Here is a 21,257-nt window from a genome sequence, read left to right as displayed (position 1 = left end):
GTGCATGGAAAACACCGTTGCCGAGAGGTGCGCATGGACGTCGTGATGCTGGGGCTTTGGGCCCTGTTCGTCATGGCGATCGCGGGGCTGGTGCGGGTCTGCGAATCGCTGGGAGCCCGGCCGTGAGCGGCCTCTACCTGCTCGGCGGTGCAGTCGCCGCCGGCCTGCTGGTCTACCTGCTGCATGCCCTGCTGAAGGCCGAGGACTACTGATGAGTGCGCAAGCCTGGATCCAGCTCGCGGTCTTCCTCGCGCTGCTGATGCTGCTGGCCTGGCCGCTGGGCCGCTGGCTCGCGGCCGTGGCAGAAGGGCACCTGCCGCGGGCGCTGGCGCCGCTGGGCCGTACCGAGTCCGCGCTGTACCGCGCGGCCGGCATCGACGCTGTAGCCGGCATGGGCTGGAAGGCCTATGCGCTCGCGTTGCTCGCCTTCAATGCGCTGGGCACGCTGGCGGTCTATGCACTGCAGCGGCTGCAGGGCGGGCTGCCGCTGAACCCTCAGCGCCTGCCGGGGGTCGGCGCCGACTCGTCGTTCAACACCGCGGTCAGCTTTGTCAGCAACACCAACTGGCAGGGCTACGCCGGCGAAGCGACGATGAGTCATCTGACGCAGATGCTCGCGCTCGGGGTGCAGAACTTCCTGTCGGCCGCGACCGGCATCGCGGTGGCCTTCGCATTGATCCGCGGCTTTGCCGCGCGCTCGTCGTCGGCCATCGGCAATTTCTGGGTCGATGTGACGCGCATCACTGCCTATGTGCTGCTGCCGCTGTCGCTGGTGTTCGCGGTGTTCCTGGTGAGCCAGGGCGTGATCCAGAACTTCCAGCCCGACCAGGACGTGACCACGCTGGAGGGCGCGGCGATCGCCCCGCAGACGCTGGCGATGGGCCCGGTGGCGTCGCAGGAGGCGATCAAGATGATCGGTACCAATGGCGGCGGCTTCTTCAACGCCAACTCGGCGCATCCGTACGAGAACCCGACACCGTTGTCGAACTTCGCGCAGATGCTGGCGATCTTCCTGGTCCCGGCCGGTCTGGTGTTCGCGTTCGGTCGCATGGTCGGCGACTCGCGCCAGGGTGGCGCACTGCTGGCGGCGATGACGCTGATCTTCGTGCTCGCGGTCGTGGCCGTCACGAGCCTGGAGCAGCAGGGCAACCCGCAGCTTGCCGCGCTGGGCATCGATGCGACGGAAGGTGCGCTGCAGCCCGGCGGCAACATGGAAGGCAAGGAAGCGCGCTTCGGCGTTGCCGCCTCGGCGCTGTTCGCGGCCGTCACCACCGCGGCCTCCTGCGGCGCGGTGAACGCGATGCACGACTCGTTCACGCCACTCGGCGGCGCGGTGCCGCTGATGCTGATGCAACTCGGCGAGGTGGTGTTCGGGGGTGTCGGATCCGGCCTGTACGGGATGCTGGTGTTCGCCATCCTCACGGTCTTCATCGCCGGGCTGATGATTGGTCGCACGCCGGAGTACCTGGGCAAGAAGATCGAGCCCTACGAGATGAAGATGACGGCCGTCGTCATCCTCGTCACGCCGCTGCTGGTGCTGCTGGGAACCGCCGTCGCGCTCACCTCCCCGGCCGGCGCGGCGGGCCCGGGCAATCCGGGGCCGCACGGCTACACAGAGATCCTCTACGCGCTCAGCTCGGCGGCCAACAACAACGGCAGCGCCTTCGCCGGCCTGTCGGCCAACACGCCGTTCTACAACCTGCTGCTCGCGGTGGCGATGTGGTGCGGGCGCTTCGGCGTGATCGTGCCGGTGCTGGCGATCGCCGGCAGCCTGGCGGCCAAGAAGCGCCTGCCGGTCACGGCCGGCACGCTGCCGACGCACGGGCCTCTTTTCGTCGCGCTGCTGATCGGCACGGTGCTGCTGGTCGGGCTGCTGAACTACATCCCGGCACTGGCCCTCGGTCCGGTGGTCGAGCACCTGATGCAGGCCGCGGCGCGCTGAGCGGGCGGAGAACCCCATGAACAACGACAGGACCTCCCTCGCGCTCCTCGACCCCGTGCTGCTGCGGCCGGCCATCGGCGCGGCGTTCGGCAAGCTCGACCCGCGCCTGCAGTGGCGCAACCCGGTGATGCTGGGCGTCTACGTCGGCAGCCTGCTGACCACCGGGCTCGGCATCCAGGCGCTGATGGGCACCGGCGAAGCGCCGCCGGCCTTCATCCTCGCGGTGGCCACGGGGCTGTGGTTCACCGTGCTGTTCGCCAACTTCGCCGAGGCGCTGGCCGAGGGCCGCAGCAAGGCCCAGGCCGCCTCGCTGCGCGGCATGAAGCGCAAGGGGATCGCGAAGAAGCTCGAGCAGCCGCGCCATGGTTCGTCCTGGCACCCGATGCCGGCCGACGAGCTGCGCCGGGGCGCTGTCGTGCTGGTGGAGGCCGGCGACACCATCCCGCTCGACGGCGAGGTGATCGAGGGGGCGGCCTCGGTCGACGAGAGCGCGATCACCGGCGAATCGGCGCCGGTGATCCGCGAGTCCGGTGGCGATTTCGCGTCGGTGACCGGCGGCACGCGGGTGCTGTCGGACTGGCTGGTGGTGCGCATCGCGGTGAACCCGGGCGAGGCCTTTCTCGACCGCATGATCTCGATGGTGGAGGGCGCGAAACGCCAGAAGACGCCGAACGAGATCGCGCTGAACATCCTGCTGGTCACGCTGACCCTGGTGTTCCTGGTGGTCGTGGTGACGCTGCTGCCGATGTCGATCTTCGCCGTCGAGACGGCGCAGCAGGGCACGGCGGTCACGATCACCGCGCTGGTCGCGCTGCTGGTGTGCCTGATCCCGACGACGATCGGCGCGCTGCTGTCGGCCATCGGCGTGGCCGGCATGAGCCGCATGATGCAGGCCAACGTGATCGCCACCTCGGGCCGTGCGGTCGAGGCGGCCGGCGACGTCGACGTGCTGCTGATGGACAAGACCGGCACCATCACGCTCGGCAACCGGCAGGCCGCCGCCTTCCTCGCGGCGCCGGGTGTGAGCGAGCCGGTGCTGGCCGACGCGGCCCAACTCGCATCGCTCGCCGACGAAACCCCCGAGGGCCGCAGCATCGTGGTGCTGGCCAAGCAGAGGTTCCGCCTGCGCGAGCGCGAGCTCGCGGCCCTGGGTGCGAGCTTCGTGCCCTTCAGCGCGCAGACGCGGATGAGCGGCGTCGACTGCACCATCGATGGCGAGACACGGCAACTGCGCAAGGGTTCGGGCGAAGCGATCCGCCAGTGGGTCGAGGCGCAGCACGGTCACTTCCCCGTCGAGGCGCAGCGCATCGCCGACGAGGTGGCGCGCCGCGGCAGCACGCCGCTGCTGGTGGCGCAGTCCGACGGGCAGGGCGCGCGCGTGCTCGGCGTCGTGGAACTGAAGGACATCGTCAAGGGCGGCATCAAGGAGCGCTTCGCCGAACTGCGCCGCATGGGCATCCGCACGGTGATGATCACCGGCGACAACCGGCTCACCGCGGCGGCGATCGCGGCCGAGGCCGGCGTCGACGACTTCCTCGCCGAGGCCACGCCCGAGGCCAAGCTGAAGCTGATCCGCGAGTTCCAGGCCGAAGGGCGCCTGGTCGCGATGACCGGCGACGGCACCAACGACGCGCCGGCGCTGGCCCAGGCCGACGTGGCGGTGGCGATGAACACCGGCACGCAGGCCGCAAAGGAGGCCGGCAACATGGTCGACCTCGACTCGAACCCGACCAAGCTGCTGGAGATCGTCGAGACCGGCAAGCAACTGCTGATGACGCGCGGCTCGCTGACCACCTTCTCGATCGCCAACGACGTGGCGAAGTACTTCGCCATCATCCCGGCCGCCTTCGCCGGCACCTACCCGCAGCTGCAGGCGCTCGACGTGATGCATCTCGCGAGCCCGTCGTCGGCCATCCTCTCGGCGGTGATCTTCAACGCCGTGGTGATCGTGTTCCTGATCCCGCTCGCGCTGAAGGGCGTGGCCTACCGCGCCATCGGCGCGGCCGCGCTGCTGCGTCGCAACGTGCTGGTCTACGGCCTGGGCGGACTGGCGGTGCCCTTCATCGGCATCAAGGCGATCGACCTGCTGCTGAGCGCGGCGCACTGGGTCTGACACGGAGACATGCGATATGAAAACCACGCTGCGCGCCTCGCTGGTGCTGTTCCTGGCGCTGACGCTGCTGACCGGCGTCGCCTATCCGCTGCTCGTGACCGGCCTCGGCCAGGCGCTGTTCCCGGCGCAGGCGGCCGGCAGCCTGCTGTTCCGTGACGGCCGGCCCATCGGCTCGGCGCTGATCGGCCAGCATTTCGCCGAGCCGCGGTACGTCTGGAGCCGTCCTTCGGCCACCGCGTCGATGCCGAACAATGCCCAGGCCTCCGGGGGATCGAACCTGGGGCCGTCGAATCCGGCGCTGCTGCAGGCCGTCGAAGCCCGCGTCGCGGCGCTCCGAGCGGCGGATCCCGGCAACACCTCGCCGATCCCGGTCGATCTGGTCACCGCCTCGGCGAGCGGGCTCGACCCGGAGATCAGTCTGGCCGGTGCCCGTTACCAGGCCGCTCGGGTGGCCCGGGCGCGCGGCCTGAGCGAAGCGGACGTGCTGGCACTGATCGATCGGCATGCCCAGGGCCGGTGGCTCGGCTTCCTCGGCGAGCCGCGCGTCAACGTGCTGGCGCTGAACCTGACACTGGATGCCCAACAACGCTGAGGCTTCCGAGGCCACCGCGCGCGAAGCACAATCGCCCATGCTCATCAATTGCGTGGCCTACCAGGACGGCAGCAAGCTCGCGGACCTGCCCGTCGAACAGATCAGCGACTACATCTCGCGGCCCGGCTGCTTCGTCTGGGTCGCGATGCAGGACGCCAGCACCGAGGAGCTGGAAGAGATGCGCCAGGAGTTCGGCCTGCACGAGCTCGCGGTCGAGGATGCCCAGCACGGCCACCAGCGTCCCAAGATCGAGGAGTACGGCAACTCGATGTTCGCCGTGCTGCATCTGGTCGAGTCGGTGGGCCAGGACCTGAACGTCGGCGAGGTCGACGTATTCGTCGGTCCCAACTACGTGCTGTCGGTGCGCAACCGCAGCACGCAGGGTTTCCTCGGCGTGCGAGATCGCTGCGAGCGCGAGCCGCACCTGCTCAAGCGCGGTTCCGGCTTCGTGCTGTACGCGCTGATGGACGCCGTGGTCGACCGCTACTTCCCCATCATCGACACGCTCGAGTCCGAGCTCGAGACCATCGAGGAGCAGATCTTCGTCAAGGGCACGGCGCGGACCAACATCGAGCGGCTCTACGACCTGAAGCGCCGCGTGATGGTGCTCAAGCATGCGGTCGCGCCGCTGCTGGAGGCGGCAGCCAAGCTGCACGGCGGCCGGGTGCCGCAGATGTGCGCCGGCACGCAGGAGTACTTCCGCGACGTGGTGGACCACCTGACGCGCATCAACGCCTCCATCGAGTCGATCCGCGACACGGTGGGCACCGCGATCCACGTCAACCTGTCGATGGTGGCGATCGAGGAGAGCGAGGTCACCAAGCGCCTGGCGGCCTGGGCCGGCATCTTCGCGGTGGCCACCGCCTTCGCCGGCATCTGGGGCATGAACTTCGACTGGATGCCCGAGCTGAAATGGAAGTGGGGTTATCCGCTGGCGCTGGGATTGATCGCCTCGACCTGCGGCTTCGTGTGGTGGCGCTTCCGGCGCTCGGGCTGGCTGTGAGGTCGACCACCCCCGTTGCGGCTGCGCCGCTCCCCCTCGAGGGGGCGACGCTGGCGGATCGGCGAAGCCGGATCCGCGGCGTCTGCTGGCGGGGCGGCATGACGGTGTGACGGCGTGAGCGCCGTATGACCGAGTCGCGGCCCGATCCCGACCAACTGCTGGCACAACTGCGCGACGACGAAGCGCGGGCCGCTCGCGGCAGGCTGCGCATCTACTTCGGTGCGTCGGCCGGCGTCGGCAAGACCTGCGCGATGCTCCAGGCGGCGCGCAAGCTGCGCGACGAGGGCGTCGGCGTGCTGGCCGGGGTGGTGGAGACGCATGGCCGCGCCGAGACGCAGGCGCTGCTGCAAGGCCTGGAACTGCTGCCGCCGGCGGCCGTGCACCACCGCGACCGCACGTTGCCGGAGTTCGACCTCGACGCCGCGCTGGCGCGCCGGCCCGCGCTGCTGCTGGTCGACGAGCTGGCGCATTCCAACGTCGCGGGCTCGCGCCACCCGAAGCGCTGGCAGGACGTGGAGGAGCTGCTCGACGCGGGCATCGACGTCTACACCACGCTGAACGTGCAGCACCTGGAAAGCCTGAACGACGTGGTGGGCGGCATCACCGGCATCCGCGTGCACGAGACGTTGCCCGACACCTTCTTCGACCGCGCCGACGAGGTGGTGCTGGTGGACACGCCGGCCGACGAGCTGATCGAGCGGCTCAAGGCCGGCAAGGTCTACCTGACGGCGCAGGCCGAGCGCGCGGCAGGACATTTCTTCCGCAAGGGCAACCTGATGGCGCTGCGCGAGCTGGCGCTGCGCCGCACCGCCGACCGCGTCGAGGACGACGTGCAGGCCTACCGCATCGACCGGGCCATCGCGCCGGTGTGGAAGACCGAGGCCGCGCTGCTGTGCTGCATCGGGCCGCGCGACGATTCCGACCACGTGGTGCGCAGCGCCGCGCGCCTGGCGCAGCAGCTCGCGGTGGCGTGGCACGCGGTCTACGTCGAGACCCCGGCGCTGCAGCGGCTGCCGGCGGCGCAGCGCGAACGCATCCTGCGGACCGTGAAGCTCGCCGGCGAGCTGGGGGCGGACACTGCCGTGCTGTCGGCGCAGGACGTGGCGACCGCGCTGGCCACGCATGCGCGCGAGCACAACCTCTCGAAGCTGCTGATGGGCCACAACCGCGAACGCCCCTGGTGGCGGCGCGACACCTTCTCTCAGCGGCTGGCGCGGCTGGCGCCCGACGTGGATCTGATCGAAGTCGGCGAAGGCCAGCGACACGCCGTGCCGGTGCCGCGCGAGCACCAGGGCGAAGGCCACGCCGCGCCCGGCCGGCCCCGAGGCTACCTCTGGGCGGCGGCGGCCTGCGCCCTGACCACGCTGGTGGCGCTGCCCTTGCAGCCGGTGTTCGAGCTCGCCAACATCGTGATGCTGTTCCTGCTCGCGGTGGTGGGTGTGGCGCTGCGCTTCGGCCGCGGCCCGGCGGCGCTGGCGGCCTTCCTGAACGTCGCCGCCTTCGACTTCTTCTTCGTCGCGCCGCAGCTGTCGTTCGCGGTGTCCGACCTGCAGTACCTGCTGACCTTCACGGTGATGCTGGTGGTCGGGCTGCTCACCGGCCAGCTCACCGCCGGCCTGCGCTACCAGGCGAGCGTCGCGACGCACCGCGAGGCGCGCTCGCGGGCGCTGTTCGAGCTGGCCCGTGACCTGTCGGGTGAGCTGCTGACCGACCAGGTCGTCCACGCGGCCGAACTGGCGATCGAACGCGAGTTCCGCGGCCGGGCACGCACCTTCCTGCAGGACGACGCGGGCGACCTGCAGTGGCCGCGCAGCGGCGCCGATGCGCCCGGACTCGACCTCGGCACGGCCCGGTGGGTGCTGGACCATGGCGAAGCGGCCGGGCTGGGCACCGACACCTTGCCCGGCACCGCCTGGCTCTACCTGCCGCTGAAGGCACCGATGCGCACGCGCGGCGTGCTGGCGCTGCAGCCCGCGCAGCCGCGGCTGCTGCTGGTCCCGGAGCAGCGCCGCCAGCTCGAGACCTTCGCGGTGCTGGTGGCGATCGCGCTGGAGCGCGTGCATTACGTCGAGGTGGCGCAGCAGGCGACGGTGCAGATCGAGTCGGAGCGCTTGCGCAACTCGCTGCTGTCGGCGCTGTCGCACGACCTGCGCACGCCGCTGGCGGCGCTCTACGGCCTGGCCGACACGCTGGTCGACGGCACGCAGGGCGAGGCGCAGGAGATGGCACGGTCCCTCGGGGCGGAAGCCCGGCGCCTGAACGCGATGGTCGGCAAGCTGCTCGACATGGCGCGGCTGCAGAGCGGCACGGTGCAGCTCGACCGGCAGTGGCAGCCGATCGAGGAGGTGGTGGGCAGCGCGCTGCGCTCGCTCGGCCCGGCCTTGGCGCGCCACCCGGTGCGGACCGAACTGCCGGACGGCCTGCCGCTGGTGTGCTTCGATGCGGCGCTGATCGAGCGCGTGCTGTGCAACCTGCTGGAGAACGCCGCCAAGTACACGCCCTCCGTCAGCGCGGTGACGATCACCGCCCGGGTGCAGGGCGACGAGCTGGTCGTCAGCGTGAGCGATCGTGGCCCCGGCCTGCCTGCCGGCCGGGAGGAGGCGCTGTTCGAGAAGTTCGTGCGGGGCGAGCGCGAGTCGGCAACCGCCGGCGTGGGGCTGGGCCTCGCGATCTGCCGCGCGATCGTCGAGGCGCACGGTGGTCGCATTCGCGCCGGGCGCGGCGACGGCCCGCCCGAGCGGCCGGGCGCGAGCTTCGGCTTCAGCCTGCCGCTCGGCACGCCGCCGGCGCTGCCGCAGCCCGAGGCCGTGACGGGGGGCACCGCACTCGACGGCGCTGCACCATGAGCGATCCCATGCCCACCGCGATCATCGTCGAGGACGAGCCGCAGATCCGCCGCTTCGTGCGCATCGCGCTGGAGGGCGAGGGCTGGCTGGTGTTCGATGCGACGACGCTCCGGCAGGGGTTGGTCGAGGCCGGTACGCGGCGGCCCGATCTGATCGTGCTTGACCTCGGCATGCCCGACGGCGACGGGGTCGGCTACCTGCACGACCTGCGGGCCTGGTCCCAGGTGCCGGTGATCGTGCTGTCGGCACGCGCCGACGAGGCCGACAAGATCGCGGCGCTCGATGCCGGTGCTGACGACTACCTGACCAAGCCCTTCGGCGTCGGCGAATTGCTGGCGCGCGTGCGAGTGGCGCAGCGGCGCGCGCAGGGCGTCTCCGACGCCGGGACGGCGCACGTGCGCTTCGGCGCGGTCGACGTCGATCTCGCGTCACGCGTCGTGGCGCGCGACGGCGAACCGGTGCACCTGACGCCGATCGAGTACCGGTTGCTCACGCTGCTGATCGCCAACGCCGGCAAGGTGTTGACGCACCGGCAGTTGCTGCGCGAGGTCTGGGGACCGAATGCGGTGGAGCACAGCCACTACCTGCGCATCTACATGAGCCAGTTGCGGCGCAAGCTGGAGGCCGACCCGGCGCGACCGGAGTACCTGCTGACGGAGACCGGCGTCGGCTATCGCTTCGTGACCCGGGCGATGGGCTGAAGGTGCCCCGGCTCAGTCCGCCGGCCGGCGGTGCGTCAGCGGCCGCGCTCGCGATGCCGGTTGCTGCAGGGCCTGCCACGACAGCGAGGTCAGGCTGGCGCACAGCCATGCGGTGTAGAGCGTGTGGCTCAGGTAATGCGCGCCGCGCATCATCTGGGCGAGGCCGAACACGATGCCGAGCCCGCACAGTGCGATCAGCAGGGCGCGCGCCACGGCAGGGCGTCGCGTCCGCAGCATGACCGCCAGCGCGAGGAAGGAGAACGCGCCGGAGGCGTGGCCGGACGGGAAGCAATGGCCCGGGCCGCCGTCGCCGACGCCGAAGCGCCAGTGCGAGACGTAGTGCGCGACACCGCCGAACTCCTGCAGTTCCCACGGGCAGCTGGTCAGGCTGTGGCGCTTGAGCAGCGGGATCAGCACCAGGCAGACGATCGTGATGCCCAGACCCCACAGGCGTTCGCGCAGTGTGACGCACCGCCAGGGGCCGAAAGGGCGCAGCGTGATCGCAACCGTGAGCACGAACAGCGCCACGCTGAGCCAGCGCCCGCCCTGGTGCAGCAGCCCCGCGGTCAGCCAATGGGTGCGCCAGGCGAAGCCGTCTGCATCGCCGACCTGCCGCAGCAGGACCAGATCGAGACCGCTGCTGTCCCACAGCATCAGCAGGCCGAGTCCGGCCAGTGCGAGCAACAGGTCGCGTTGGGCGCTCGACAGGCGCGCGGCGTCAGGACGCGGCACGGCAGGGGGCCAGCGCGTCGAGCGCGGGCCGGTACTCGCCGGCCCGCACCCGCGCCAGACCCAGCACGGTGTGGAACAGGTTGTCGTGGCTCAAGGCGGTGTCGAGGTGGCCGCGCAGGCAGGACAGGTCGAGGCGGTCGGCCTGCAGCCGCTGCGGTGGCAGCCAGGCGATCAGCGGCACCTGCTTCTGCTCGCGAGGCGCGATCGCATAGGGCAGGCCGTGCAGGTAGAGGTTGTTCTCGCCCAGCGACTCGCCGTGGTCCGACAGGTAGAGCATCGCCGGGTCGTAGGCGGCGGTCTGCTGCTTGAGCCAGCCCACCGATTGAGCCAGCACGTGGTCGGTGTAGGCGATCGAGTTGTCGTAGGCATTGACGAGCTGCTGGTGGTCGCACTGCTGCAGCACGGTGCTCGTGCACTCGGGCGTGAAGCGCTTGCGATCGGCCGGTGAGCGTTGCGAGTACGCCGGCCCATGGCTGCCCATCTGGTGGATCACCAGCACCACGCCGCGCGCGCGCTGCGCCGCCGGCAGCGCCGCGAGCCTTGCATCGAGTCCGTGCAGCATCGCCTCGTCGAGGCATTCGCCGTGCGGGCACAGGCGGGCATCGGGGGCTGTCGCGCCGGGCGCCGGCAGTTCGGGGCGGGTATGCGGCACGCGATCGCACACCTCCTTGCAGCCCGCCTGGTTCTCGATCCACAGCACCGCGAGACCGGCGCGCTGCAGCAGGTCGAGCAGGTTCTCGTAGTCGTGCGTCCGTGCGTCGTGGGCTGTGCGGCCGAGGTGCGACACCATGCAGGGCAGGGACGCCGCGGTGTTGGTGCCACAGGACGTGACATTGCGGAAGCTGAGCACGTCGAGCGTGCGCAGTTCCGGATCGGTGTCGCGGGGGTAGCCGTTCAGCGCGAAGTGATCGGCGCGAGCGGTCTCGCCCACCACCAGCAGCAGCAGCGGCGTGCGCTGGCCGGCCAGCGGCGCCAGCGGACGTGCATCGAGGCCGATCGGCAGCGGCGGCCCGGCGGGCTTGGCCTGCTTGGCATAGGCGACGCGGCCGACCGAATAGAAGCCGTTGAGCGGGTTGACGAGGTAGCGCAGTTCCTTGTGGTTGCGCATCGTCCCCGACAGGTCCTGGAAGCACAGCAGCGTCAGCGCCGCCAGCGCCGCCAGCGCGCCGATCAGGCTCAATGCATTGCGGAGCGCCCGCGTCGGCCAGCGGCGGTAGTCGACCGGCTGGCGCCACAGCCACCACAGCGGCAGCGCGGCCAGCAGCAGCAGCGTTTCCAGCAGGCGCAGACTCAGCAGGTCGCGCGTCTCGCGCACGTCGGTGCCCAGCACGTTGAGGACCATCGTGGGGTCGATGACCACGCCGTAGCTGCCCATGAAATGGGCGCTGACCGCCGCCGTCAGCAGCACCACCGTGAGGACCGGCTTGAAGGTCGATCGCCAGGCCAGCAGGCTCAGCAACGCGGCCATCGCCGCGGCGACCATCAGCCCGAAGCCGATGCCGAACAGCAGACCGCGCGTGCCAGTGACGTCGGGCAGATCCGCAAAGGCCTTCCAGAGCGGCCAGTTGGCCGGGCCGGCGATCCACAAGGAGACCAGCCAGGCCAGAGCGAGCGGACTGCGGAGGGGCGCAGCGTGGGTCTCGGTGTCGGGGGCGTTGCGCTGGCGGAGGAGGAAGGGGACCCGGGGCAGCGAATGGGGCAACAGCATCCGGCAGACTGTGCCGGCGCCGCATTAGCGCGGCCTTAAGGCTGCGGCACCGGGCGGCGGCCGGGGGATGCCCGACCGCTCTTGGTCACTTGAACAGGTCCTTGACCCGATCGGTCCAGCTCTTGGCATTCGGCGAGTGGCGCTCGCCGCCCTTCTTCAGGCTCTCGTCAAGTTCCTTCAACAGCTTGCGTTGGTGTTCCGTCAGCTTGATCGGAGTCTCGACCGCCACGTGGCAGTACAGGTCGCCCGGGTAGCTGGAGCGCACGCCCTTGATGCCCTTGCCGCGCAACCGGAAAGTCTTGCCGTGTTGCGTGCCTTCGGGCAACTCGATCTCGGCCTTGCCGCCCAGCGTCGGGACCTCGATCGCACCACCCAGTGTCGCCGTCGCGATGCCGATCGGGATCGTGCAATGCAGGTCGTCGCCGTCGCGCTCGAAGATGTCGTGCGCCTTGATGCGGATCTCGATGTACAGGTCGCCGGCCGGGCCGCCGTTCGTGCCGGGCTCGCCGTTGCCGGCCGAACGGATGCGCATGCCCTCGTTGATCCCGGCCGGGATCTTGACCTCCAGCGTCTTGTTGCTCTTGATGCGGCCAGCGCCGTTGCAGGCCGTGCAGGGCTCGGGAATGATCTTGCCGGTGCCGTGGCAGCTCGGACAGGTCTGCTGGATGCTGAAGAAGCCCTGGCGCAGATGCACCTGGCCGGAGCCGCTGCAGGTGGGACAGGTCTTCGCGCTGGTGCCGGGCTTGGCGCCGGTGCCGTCGCAGGTGCTGCAGCTGTCCCAACTCGGGATGCGGATCTGCGTGTCCTTGCCGCGCGCCGCTTCCTCGAGCGTGATCTCCATCGCGTAGCTGAGATCATTGCCGCGGTAGACCTGCTGGCCGCCCGGGCCGCGGCGTTGACCGTTCTGGCCGAAGATGTCGCCGAAGATGTCGCCGAAGGCCTCGGCGAAGCCACCGTAGGCCTCGGGACCGCCCGCGCCGCGGCCCCCCATGTTCGGATCGACGCCGGCGTGGCCATACTGGTCGTAGGCCGCTCGCTTCTGGCCGTCGGACAGCATCTCGTAGGCTTCCTTGGCCTCCTTGAAGCTCTCCTCGGCCTTCTTGGCCCCGTCGCCCTGGTTGCGATCGGGGTGGTGCTTCATGGCCAGCTTGCGGTAGGCCTTCTTGATGTCTTCTTCGCTGGCGTTCTTGGCGACGCCGAGGGTCTCGTAGTAGTCACGCTTCGCCATGAGGGCTGCCTTCTTAATGTGCAAAGCCCCCGTGCGCCGATGACGGCTCACGGGGGAGGCTCACCGGGGTGGGCTCGTCTTACTTCTGGTCCTTGACTTCCTTGAACTCGGCATCGACGACGTTGTCATCGGCCGGCTTCGACGCGGTCGCCTCGGCCGCCGGCGCTTCGCCGCCGCCCGCTGCCGCCCCGGCCGCAGCCTGGGCCGCCTGCATGTCGGCATAGACCTTCTCGCCGAGCTTCTGGCTCGCGGTCATCAGTGCCTCGGTCTTGGCTTCGATCTCGGCCTTGTCCTCGCCCTTGAGCGCGGTCTCGGTGTCCTTCAACGCGGACTCGATCTTTTCCTTCTCGCTGGCGTCGAGCTTGTCGCCATGCTCGGCGAGACTCTTCTTCACGCTGTGCACCATGGCATCGGCCTGGTTGCGGGCCTGTACGAGCTCGAGCTTCTTCTTGTCCTCGGCCGCATTGAGCTCGGCGTCCTTCACCATCTTCTGGATCTCTTCCTCGCTGAGGCCGGAGTTCGCCTTGATGGTGATCTTGTTTTCCTTGCCGGTGCCCTTGTCCTTGGCGCCGACGTGCAGGATGCCGTTGGCGTCGATGTCGAAGCTCACCTCGATCTGCGGCATGCCGCGCGGCGACGGCGCGATGCCCTCGAGGTTGAACTCGCCCAGCATCTTGTTGCCCGAGGCCAGCTCGCGCTCGCCCTGGAACACCTTGATCGTCACCGCCGGCTGGTTGTCGTCGGCCGTGCTGAAGGTCTGCGCGAACTTGGTCGGGATCGTGGTGTTCTTCGTGATCATCTTCGTCATCACGCCGCCCAGTGTCTCGATGCCGAGCGACAGCGGGGTCACGTCGAGCAGCAGCACGTCCTTGCGGTCGCCGGCCAGCACCTGGCCCTGGATCGCGGCACCGACGGCCACCGCCTCGTCGGGGTTCACGTCCTTGCGCGGCTCCTGGCCGAAGAACTCCTTCACCTTCTCCTGCACCTTGGGCATGCGGGTCATGCCGCCGACCAGGATCACGTCGTTGATCTGGCTGGTCGAGACGCCGGCGTCCTTGATGGCGGTGCGGCAGGGCGCGATCGTGCGTTCGATCAGCTCCTCGACCAGCGCCTCGAGCTTGGCGCGCGTGAGCTTGATGTTCAGATGCTTCGGGCCGCTGGCGTCGGCGGTCACGTAGGGCAGGTTGATGTCGGTCTGCGTGCTGTTGGACAGTTCGATCTTCGCCTTCTCCGCGGCTTCCTTCAGCCGCTGCAGCGCGAGCACGTCCTTGCTCAGGTCGACGCCTTGCTCCTTCTTGAACTCGGCGATGATGTAGTCGATGACGCGCTGGTCGAAGTCCTCACCGCCGAGGAAGGTGTCGCCGTTCGTCGACAGCACCTCGAACTGCATCTCGCCGTCGACGTCGGCGATCTCGATGATCGAGATGTCGAAGGTGCCGCCGCCGAGGTCATAGACGGCGATCTTGCGGTCGCCGCCCTTGCCGTCGTTGTGCTTGTCCAGGCCGAAGGCCAGCGCGGCCGCGGTCGGCTCGTTGATGATGCGCTTGACGTCCAGACCGGCGATGCGGCCGGCGTCCTTGGTGGCCTGGCGCTGTGCGTCGTTGAAGTAGGCGGGCACCGTGATCACGGCCTCGGTGACCGTCTCGCCCAGGTAGTCCTCGGCGGTCTTCTTCATCTTGCGCAGCACCTCGGCGCTCACCTGCGGCGGTGCGAGCCGGTTGCCGCGCACTTCGACCCAGGCGTCGCCGTTGTCGGCGGCGGCGATGGTGTAGGGCATCAGGTCGATGTCCTTCTGCACTTCCTTCTCGGTGAACTTGCGGCCGATCAGCCGCTTCACCGCGTACAGCGTGTTGCGCGGGTTGGTGACGGCCTGGCGCTTGGCCGACGCGCCGACGAGCACCTCGCCGTCTTCCTGGTAGGCAATGATCGAGGGCGTGGTGCGCGCACCCTCGCTGTTCTCGATCACCTTGGTGGTGTTGCCTTCCATGATGGCGACGCACGAGTTGGTGGTCCCCAGGTCGATGCCGATGATCTTGGCCATGGTCAAAACTCCTTCAAACTGAAATCTGTTGCTGGGAAGCTGTGGATAACTTCCGCTGATTCAAGGTGGCGCGGTGTTATTTCGGCGCCGCGACGGTGACGAGCGCCGGGCGCAGCACGCGGTCGGCGATCAGGTAGCCCTTCTGCAGCACGGCCACCACGGTGTTGGCCTCCTGCTCGACCGGCACCATCGTGATCGCCTGGTGCTGGTGGGGATCGAACTTGGTGCCGGCCGGCGGCGAAATCTCGATCACCTTGTTGCGCTCCAGCGCGGTGGACAGCTGGCGCAGCGTGGCGTGCGTGCCCTCGCGCAGTTGCTCGACGGTGGCGTTCTCGATCGCGAGTGCGGCTTCCAGGCTGTCCTTCACGGGCAACAGGCTGTCGGCGAAGCCTTCGACCGCGAACTTGCGGGCCTTGCTCATTTCCTCTTCGGCGCGGCGACGCGTGTTCTCGGCCTCGGCCTTGGCGCGCAGGTAGGCGTCGGCCATCTCGGAATGCTTGGCTTCCAGATCGGCCAGGCGCTGCTCGGGCGTCGATGCGGCGGCGGCGTTGCTCAAGTCCGGCGTGTCCGCGGAAAAGGACGGTTCGATTGCGCCAGGTGCTTGATTTTCTTCAGGTTTTTCCATTTTCAGCGTGAGCTTCTGCGGGGTCGGACAGCAACTTGGGCCGGAGCCCGTATTTTCAAGAGGGGCATTTTGATCTGTGGCGAGCCCCGGCTCCGACCGGTGCGGCGGGGCGTCGCCGCGGTCGGCGGCCCGCCGATCGCGCTACTTGTCCAGCGCGGCGCTCCAGCGGTCCCAGTCGGCGAGCTGGCGCCGGTCGCGCTTGGTGGGGCGACCCTGATCGATGCTGAGGGCCGGCTCGGGCGCGATGCGCTGCTGCGCGGCGCGCGCTTCACGCTGCGCGACGCTCGCCGCGGTCTCTTCGTAAAGGGCCTGGGCTTGCGGTGCCGGGCCGCGCACGCTCGACACCCCGCGCACGATCACCGTGCGCGACAGGCCGCCACTCTGGCGCAGCAGCAGTTCGTCACCGACCCGGAGTTCGCGCGACGGCTTGGCGGGCAGGCCGTTGACCTCGATGCGGTGCTTGCCGATCTCCTCGGCGGCCAGGCTGCGTGTCTTGTAGAAGCGCGCCGCCCACAACCACTTGTCGAGGCGCACCCCGGGTCCGGCTGCGCTCATGCCGGGGCCCCCAGCTGCCTCGCGCGTTCGGCCTGGGCCTGCAGGGCCGCCGGGTCCGGCACCGCCTGGGTCGGCCAGCCTTGCAGGTGGCGGATCGCGATGTCGCTGAGTGCGGCGATCCACTCGTGCCGGTCGTTCAGGCAGGGGATGTAGTGGAACTCCTCGCCGCCGGCATGCAGGTAGGCATCGCGGGCTTCCTGTGCAATCTCTTCCAGCGTTTCCAGGCAGTCCGACGTGAAGCCGGGGCAGGCCACGTCCACGCGCTTGATACCCTGCTGCGCCAGCTGCACCAGCGTCGGCTCGGTGTAGGGCTCCAGCCACTTGGCCTTGCCGAAGCGGCTCTGGAAGGTCACCAGCACCTGGCCGGGCCGCAGTCCGAGTCGCTCGGTCAGCAGCCGCGCTGTCTTCTGGCACTCGCAGTGATACGGATCGCCGAGGCGCAGCGTGCGCTCCGGTACGCCGTGGAAGCTGAGCACCAGCCGCTCGGCCCGGCCGTTGCGCATCCAGTGATCCTCGATGCAGCGACCGAGCGCGAGGATGTAGCCCGGGTCGTCATGGTAGTGATTGACGAAGCGCAGCTCCGGCACGCGCCGGGTGCGAGCGGCCCAGGCATAGACGGCGTCGAACACGCTGGCGGTGGTGGCGGCGGCGTACTGCGGGTACAGCGGCAACACGAGGATGCGCGTCGCTCCGTCGGCCTTCAGTGCGTCGAGCTGGCTCGCCACCGAGGGCTGGCCATAGCGCATCGCCGCGCGCACCAGCACCGGGTGCCCGCGCTCGCCGAGGTAGCCGGTCAGCAGCTTGGCCTGCTTCTCGGTCCAGACCTTCAGCGGCGAGCCCTCGGCCGTCCAGATGCTGGCGTACTTGGCGGCCGACTTGGCGGGACGCACCCGCAGGACGATGCCGTGCAGGATGGGCAGCCACACCGCGCGCGGGATCTCGACAACGCGCGGGTCGCTCAGGAATTCGGCGAGGTAGCGGCGCAACGCGGGCGCGCTCGGTTCGTCCGGTGTGCCCAGGTTGACGAGCAGGATCGCGCAGCGTTCGGCTCCGCCGTGGCGGTGCGCGGGTTCGGGGGCGTGCTTCATCAGCGGGCGGCGAGGCGCAGGGCGTCGAGGTCGTTCATCACGCGGTCGATGTCGATCGGTTTGGTCCAGTAACCGGCGAATCCGGCGTCGGTCGCGCGTTGCAGATCCTGCGGCATCGTGTCAGCGGAGCACATGAAGGCCGGCGTGTGCTCGAAGTCCGGCCGGCGACGCAACTCGGCCAGCACGTCATAGCCCGTGGTGCTGGGCAGGTGGGCATCGAGGACCAGCACGTCGGGTTGCCATTCGTCGGCCATTGTCAGCGCTTCCGGGCCGTCCTCGGCGATTCGCAGGTCGATCCCGCCGCGCAGCTTGATCGCTTCTTCGAACAGGATGGCGTTGATGCGGTTGTCCTCGACGTAGAGCATGCGCAGCGGCAGGGCGGTGGTGGTGCGGCCATCCGCCGCGGGAGGCGAAGCCGTGCTCGTCGCCATGTCCCCGTCGCCGGCCGGCGTGGCGGGCGGCGGCAGCGGCAACTCCAGCCGTGCCTGCGCACCGTGCCCCGGGCGACTGTTCAACGACAGGCGGCCGCCCATCTCCTCGGTCATCCGCCGCGCGATGAACAGCCCCAGTCCGGTGCCCTCGATCCCCGAGGTCTCGCGGCCCAGCCGCTCGAAGGGTTGGAACAGCCGGGCGAGATCGATGGCCTCCAGACCGAAGCCTTGGTCTTCGATCAGCAGCGTGCAGCACCGGGTCGCGCCGTCGAGCACCGCCGAGCAGTGCAGATCGCCGCCTTCCCGGTTGTACTTGACGCCGTTGGACAGCAGGTTCAGCAGCACCTGCCGCAAGCGTTGCGGATCGGCCAGCACCGCCAGGTCCGGTTCGATGCGGTTGAGCACCGTCACGCGGCGCTGCGCCGCCTGGGGACGGATCAACTCGAGCGCCGCGTCGACCGCTTCACGCAGCGGCAGCGATTCGAGCCGGATCGACAGCCGTCCCTCCTCGACCTGCTGCAGGTCGAGCACATCGTTCACCAGCGCCAGCAGGTGCTCGCCCGCCTGCAGGATGTGGTCGCCGAACTGGGCGACGCGCGCGCTGCCGGTCGCGTCGTCCTTGCGCAGCAACTGCGCAAAACCGATCACGGCATTCAGCGGAGTGCGCATCTCGTGGCTCATCCGCGAGAGGAATGCGCTCTTGGCCTGGCTCGCCAGTTCAGCGGCGGCCTTGTCGCGCATCGCCTGCTCGGCCATCTTCTGGCGCGTGACATCGGTGTGCGTGCCGACGATGCGCCGCGGGCTGCCGTCGGGCCGGCGCTCGACGATCTTGCCGCGCTCGTAGACCCAGATCCAGTGGCCGTCCTTGTGGCGCAGGCGGTGCTCGGTGCGGTATTCGCTGATCTCGCCGGCGCGGTAGCGCCGAAGGGCGTCGATCACGCCCGGTCGATCCTCGAGGTGGATGCGGCGCGACCATTCGCGCGTCGAGGTGCCGATCTCGTCGTCGCGGTAGCCGAGCATGGCCTTCCAGCGCGGCGAGAAGAAGACCCGCTGCGTGTCCTCGTCGTAGTCCCAGATACCGTCGCCGGCGCCTTCGAGGGCGAACTTCCAGCGCGCCTCGGCCTGGGCCAGTTCGGCCTCCGCGCCGCGCTGCGCGGTGATGTCGCGGAAGGTCACCACGCAGGAGAGCTGGCTGTCGTCGGGATGGGCGCGCAGCGGTTGCACGTTCAGGCGCACCAGGCGCTCGCTGCCGTCCGGTCGCCGCAACCGGTGCACGCGATCGAGCGCGCTCCGGCCGCTGCGGAGCACCTCCCGCACCGGGTGCCGGTCTCGCTCGACCAGGCGGCCATCTTCCTCCAGCAGCTGATAGCCCAGGCGCCCGAGGCGCTGACCTGCCAGGGTCGTCGCGCGGGCTCCCAGCAGGGCGCAGGCGGACGGGTTCGCGGTGACGATCCGGCGGTCCGGCCCGATGACCAGCAGCCCGTCGGTGATCGACGCCGCCACCGAGCGGTAGAGCGTCTCGCTGAGCGCGAGCTGCCGCTCGGCGCGGCTGCGCTCCGTCACGTCGTGCTGCACGCCGATGTAATGGGTCACGCGGCCCAGCGCGTCGCGCACCGGCGCCACGTGCAGCTCGTTGATGAAAGACGTGCCGTCGGCGCGCCGGTTGCGCAGCGTGACGGTGCAGGCGCGTTCGGCGGCGAGTGCCTCGCGCAGCAGGGCCAGCCCGGGCTGGTCGCGATCGCCGGCCTGCAGGAAGCGACAGTTGCGGCCGATCATCTGGTCGAGCGGCAGGCCGCTCAGGCGTTCGAAGGCGGTGTTGGCGTAGATCAGCGGCAGATCGGGCTGGGTGGCGTCGGCCACCACCATCGGCAGGGCGGCCTCGGCCTCCAGTGCGCGCTGCATCAGGTGCACATTGCGCTCCAGGTGGCGCAATTCGGTCAGGTCTCTCGTCAGGTAGAGCACACGGTCACCGCCCATCGGCGAGATGCGGGCCTCGAAGTTGCGGACCCGGCCGTCCAGCGTCGGCAATTCGTACTCGATCCGTTGCACTTCGCCGCTGCGCAGCGCCTCGGCGATGGCGCGCATGGCCAGGCTGGCCAGCGGTTCGGGAACGACCTCGGCAAAGCGTTTGCCGCGCAACTCCTCGAAAGGCCGCAGCAGGCTCGGGTGCCGCTCGTCGCTGCACTCGACGTGGCGGCCTTCGGCATCGATCACGAACCACAGATCCGGCAGCGAACGCAGCACGGCGCCGAGCCGGGCCTGCTGTTCGGCGAGTTCGAGCTCGGTGCGGCGCCGCCGCGTGATGTCGATCGACAGGTGGATGACGCTGCCGTCGGCCAGCAACTGGTCGGTCACCAGCACGTGCTGCTCGCCGAAGCGCAGTTCGTGCTGGCGACCTTCGGCGGTCGTGAGTCCGAGCCGCCATGCGGCGAACTCGGCCTCGCGACCGATGGCGTCAGGGTAGGCGCCGGCGCGCAGCAGTGCCTGAACGAGATCGGGCCAGTGGGACGGCCATTCGGGCAGGAAGCGCTGCATGCCGGTGCGCCAGGCGGTGTTGCTCAGCACGATGCGGCCACTGGGGTCGCTGACCATCACGCCGGCGGCGACGCCTTCGATGGCCGCCTGCAGCAGCGCCTGGGTGCGCTGCTCCTGGGTGCGCCGGTTCAGCTCCTCGGTGATGTTGCGCGCGGCGCCGCGATAGCCCTGGAACTGTCCCGCGGCGTCGAACACCGGGTCGCCGCTGGTGGAGATCGTGATCGTGCCGTGGGCCGCGTCGCGGTCGGCGACGGCGTTGCGAAAGGGCCGCCGCTGCGCTCGGGCAGCCACCAGAGCCTCCCAGGATGCGCGGTGCTCGTCCTCGCGCGGTCGGTGCATGCCCTGGCCGAACCGGCCCACCTCATGGCTCGGCGGGTGGCCGGTGTGGGCCTCCACGCTGTCCGACACCCAGCTGATCGTGCCGTGCTCGTCGGTCTCCCAGAGCCAGTCGCTGCCGGCGCGGCTGGCGGCACGCACGCGGCTTTCCTGCAGGCGAGAGCGCTGTTCGAGCAACCGTGCCTGCAGCAGGGCACCGGCCAACGTCGCCAGGTCGCGCAACGTGGCCAAGGCATCGGGGGTCAGCCGCCCGGGCCGTGCGTCGATCGCACAAACGGTGCCGATCCGTTGGCCGTCGACCTGCACGGGCATCGCGGCATAGGCGCGAATGTGCGGTGCGCCGACGACGAGCGGGTTGTCCGCAAAGCGCTCGTCCTGCAGCGCATCGACGACCTCCATCGCATCGTCCCCGAGGATGGTGTGCGCGCAGAACGCGAGCTTGCGTGGCGTCTCGCGAACCTCGAGGCCGACCGCTGCGGGGAACCACTGGCGGTCGGCGGCGACCAGGCTGATGGCGCCGACGGACCAGCCGCTGTGTTGCTGAGCAAGCCGCGCGATCGCCGCGAAAGCGGGGTCCACCTCGGTGTCGAGGACGCGCAGTTCATGCAGGACGCGCAGGCGCTCGGCATCGTCGGCGGGCGCTGGGGCCGATTTCATTCAGCGGTCGGTCACCGGGTGGAAGGGCAACGTAATGTAGCGGAGCGCCATGCCCGGAGGCGGCGCCGACCGCGGCCGGCATCGGGGCGTCGTGCTTCGGTCACACTGCGGCCAGGGACGATCT

15 protein-coding genes are annotated in these 21,257 nt (G+C 69.8%); 7 read left to right on the top strand and 8 right to left on the bottom strand.

Annotated features, from left to right (window positions below):
• Positions 1-122: 122 nt before the first annotated feature.
• From kdpF to kdpE, 7 genes are all read left to right on the top strand, one after another.
• The gene (gene kdpF / locus ASC67_RS20830; protein WP_011830096.1) at positions 123-212 is read left to right on the top strand and encodes a K(+)-transporting ATPase subunit F; all 90 of its coding nucleotides are present in this window, start codon (positions 123-125) and stop codon (positions 210-212) included.
• Entirely contained in the window at positions 212-1,942 is a 1,731-nt protein-coding gene (kdpA, locus tag ASC67_RS20045; RefSeq protein WP_056326548.1) for a potassium-transporting ATPase subunit KdpA, read from the top strand. Before kdpF ends, kdpA begins: the two co-directional genes overlap by 1 nt.
• A 16-nt stretch (positions 1,943-1,958) precedes the next feature.
• Entirely contained in the window at positions 1,959-4,055 is a 2,097-nt protein-coding gene (gene kdpB, locus ASC67_RS20040) for a potassium-transporting ATPase subunit KdpB (RefSeq protein WP_056326546.1), read from the top strand.
• Between the two features lie 16 nt (positions 4,056-4,071).
• Positions 4,072-4,647, top strand: coding sequence for a potassium-transporting ATPase subunit KdpC (gene kdpC, locus ASC67_RS20035; RefSeq protein ID WP_056326543.1), 576 nt, complete (start codon positions 4,072-4,074; stop codon positions 4,645-4,647).
• Positions 4,648-4,684: 37 nt separating this feature from the next.
• A complete protein-coding gene (corA, locus tag ASC67_RS20030; protein WP_056326594.1) occupies positions 4,685-5,650 on the top strand; it encodes a magnesium/cobalt transporter CorA in 966 nt (321 codons plus the stop codon).
• 125 nt (positions 5,651-5,775) lie between these two features.
• Positions 5,776-8,496, top strand: a complete 2,721-nt coding sequence (gene kdpD, locus ASC67_RS20025; protein WP_056326539.1) for a two-component system sensor histidine kinase KdpD — start codon at positions 5,776-5,778, stop codon at positions 8,494-8,496.
• Positions 8,493-9,197 (top strand): two-component system response regulator KdpE, encoded by a 705-nt coding sequence (kdpE, locus tag ASC67_RS20020; protein ID WP_056326534.1) that lies wholly within the window; start codon positions 8,493-8,495, stop codon positions 9,195-9,197. Before kdpD ends, kdpE begins: the two co-directional genes overlap by 4 nt.
• A gap of 12 nt (positions 9,198-9,209) precedes the next feature.
• Here the strand turns inward: kdpE and ASC67_RS20015 are convergent, their stop codons facing one another.
• From ASC67_RS20015 to ASC67_RS19980, 8 genes are all read right to left on the bottom strand, one after another.
• Positions 9,210-9,929: a phosphatase PAP2 family protein gene (locus tag ASC67_RS20015; protein WP_235566400.1), complete on the bottom strand. Its 720-nt coding sequence runs from the start codon at positions 9,927-9,929 to the stop codon at positions 9,210-9,212.
• Complete coding sequence (locus tag ASC67_RS20010) at positions 9,916-11,637, bottom strand: phosphoethanolamine transferase (RefSeq protein WP_056326531.1); 1,722 nt, start codon at positions 11,635-11,637, stop codon at positions 9,916-9,918. The genes ASC67_RS20015 and ASC67_RS20010 overlap by 14 nt, the downstream gene beginning before the upstream one ends.
• A gap of 85 nt (positions 11,638-11,722) precedes the next feature.
• Positions 11,723-12,865 (bottom strand): molecular chaperone DnaJ, encoded by a 1,143-nt coding sequence (gene dnaJ / locus ASC67_RS20005; RefSeq protein WP_056326529.1) that lies wholly within the window; start codon positions 12,863-12,865, stop codon positions 11,723-11,725.
• Positions 12,866-12,944: 79 nt separating this feature from the next.
• Positions 12,945-14,906, bottom strand: a complete 1,962-nt coding sequence (gene dnaK / locus ASC67_RS20000; protein ID WP_056326526.1) for a molecular chaperone DnaK — start codon at positions 14,904-14,906, stop codon at positions 12,945-12,947.
• Positions 14,907-14,982: 76 nt separating this feature from the next.
• Entirely contained in the window at positions 14,983-15,531 is a 549-nt protein-coding gene (grpE, locus tag ASC67_RS19995) for a nucleotide exchange factor GrpE (RefSeq protein WP_056326521.1), read from the bottom strand.
• Between the two features lie 141 nt (positions 15,532-15,672).
• Positions 15,673-16,086 (bottom strand): RNA-binding S4 domain-containing protein, encoded by a 414-nt coding sequence (locus tag ASC67_RS19990; protein ID WP_056326518.1) that lies wholly within the window; start codon positions 16,084-16,086, stop codon positions 15,673-15,675.
• Complete coding sequence (gene hemH, locus ASC67_RS19985; protein ID WP_056326515.1) at positions 16,083-17,174, bottom strand: ferrochelatase; 1,092 nt, start codon at positions 17,172-17,174, stop codon at positions 16,083-16,085. The genes ASC67_RS19990 and hemH overlap by 4 nt, the downstream gene beginning before the upstream one ends.
• Positions 17,174-21,133 (bottom strand): PAS domain S-box protein, encoded by a 3,960-nt coding sequence (locus ASC67_RS19980; protein ID WP_056326512.1) that lies wholly within the window; start codon positions 21,131-21,133, stop codon positions 17,174-17,176. The genes hemH and ASC67_RS19980 overlap by 1 nt, the downstream gene beginning before the upstream one ends.
• Between the last annotated feature and the right edge of the window lie 124 nt (positions 21,134-21,257).

This window comes from Methylibium sp. Root1272 (genome assembly GCF_001425905.1).
Taxonomy (GTDB): domain Bacteria; phylum Pseudomonadota; class Gammaproteobacteria; order Burkholderiales; family Burkholderiaceae_C; genus Methylibium.
Note: the sequence above shows the minus strand (reverse complement) of the source record. Positions and strands in the feature narration are given on the sequence as shown.

Coding starts and splice junctions, on each gene's coding strand:
- kdpA (WP_056326548.1), top strand. CDS start 212: ATGAGTGCGCAAGCCTGGATCCAGCTCGCGGTCTTCCTCGCGCTGCTG.
- ASC67_RS19990 (WP_056326518.1), bottom strand. CDS start 16,086: ATGAGCGCAGCCGGACCCGGGGTGCGCCTCGACAAGTGGTTGTGGGCG.
- dnaK (WP_056326526.1), bottom strand. CDS start 14,906: ATGGCCAAGATCATCGGCATCGACCTGGGGACCACCAACTCGTGCGTC.
- dnaJ (WP_056326529.1), bottom strand. CDS start 12,865: ATGGCGAAGCGTGACTACTACGAGACCCTCGGCGTCGCCAAGAACGCC.
- kdpE (WP_056326534.1), top strand. CDS start 8,493: ATGAGCGATCCCATGCCCACCGCGATCATCGTCGAGGACGAGCCGCAG.
- ASC67_RS20010 (WP_056326531.1), bottom strand. CDS start 11,637: ATGCTGTTGCCCCATTCGCTGCCCCGGGTCCCCTTCCTCCTCCGCCAG.
- grpE (WP_056326521.1), bottom strand. CDS start 15,531: ATGGAAAAACCTGAAGAAAATCAAGCACCTGGCGCAATCGAACCGTCC.
- kdpC (WP_056326543.1), top strand. CDS start 4,072: ATGAAAACCACGCTGCGCGCCTCGCTGGTGCTGTTCCTGGCGCTGACG.
- corA (WP_056326594.1), top strand. CDS start 4,685: ATGCTCATCAATTGCGTGGCCTACCAGGACGGCAGCAAGCTCGCGGAC.
- kdpB (WP_056326546.1), top strand. CDS start 1,959: ATGAACAACGACAGGACCTCCCTCGCGCTCCTCGACCCCGTGCTGCTG.
- kdpD (WP_056326539.1), top strand. CDS start 5,776: ATGACCGAGTCGCGGCCCGATCCCGACCAACTGCTGGCACAACTGCGC.
- hemH (WP_056326515.1), bottom strand. CDS start 17,174: ATGAAGCACGCCCCCGAACCCGCGCACCGCCACGGCGGAGCCGAACGC.
- ASC67_RS19980 (WP_056326512.1), bottom strand. CDS start 21,133: ATGAAATCGGCCCCAGCGCCCGCCGACGATGCCGAGCGCCTGCGCGTC.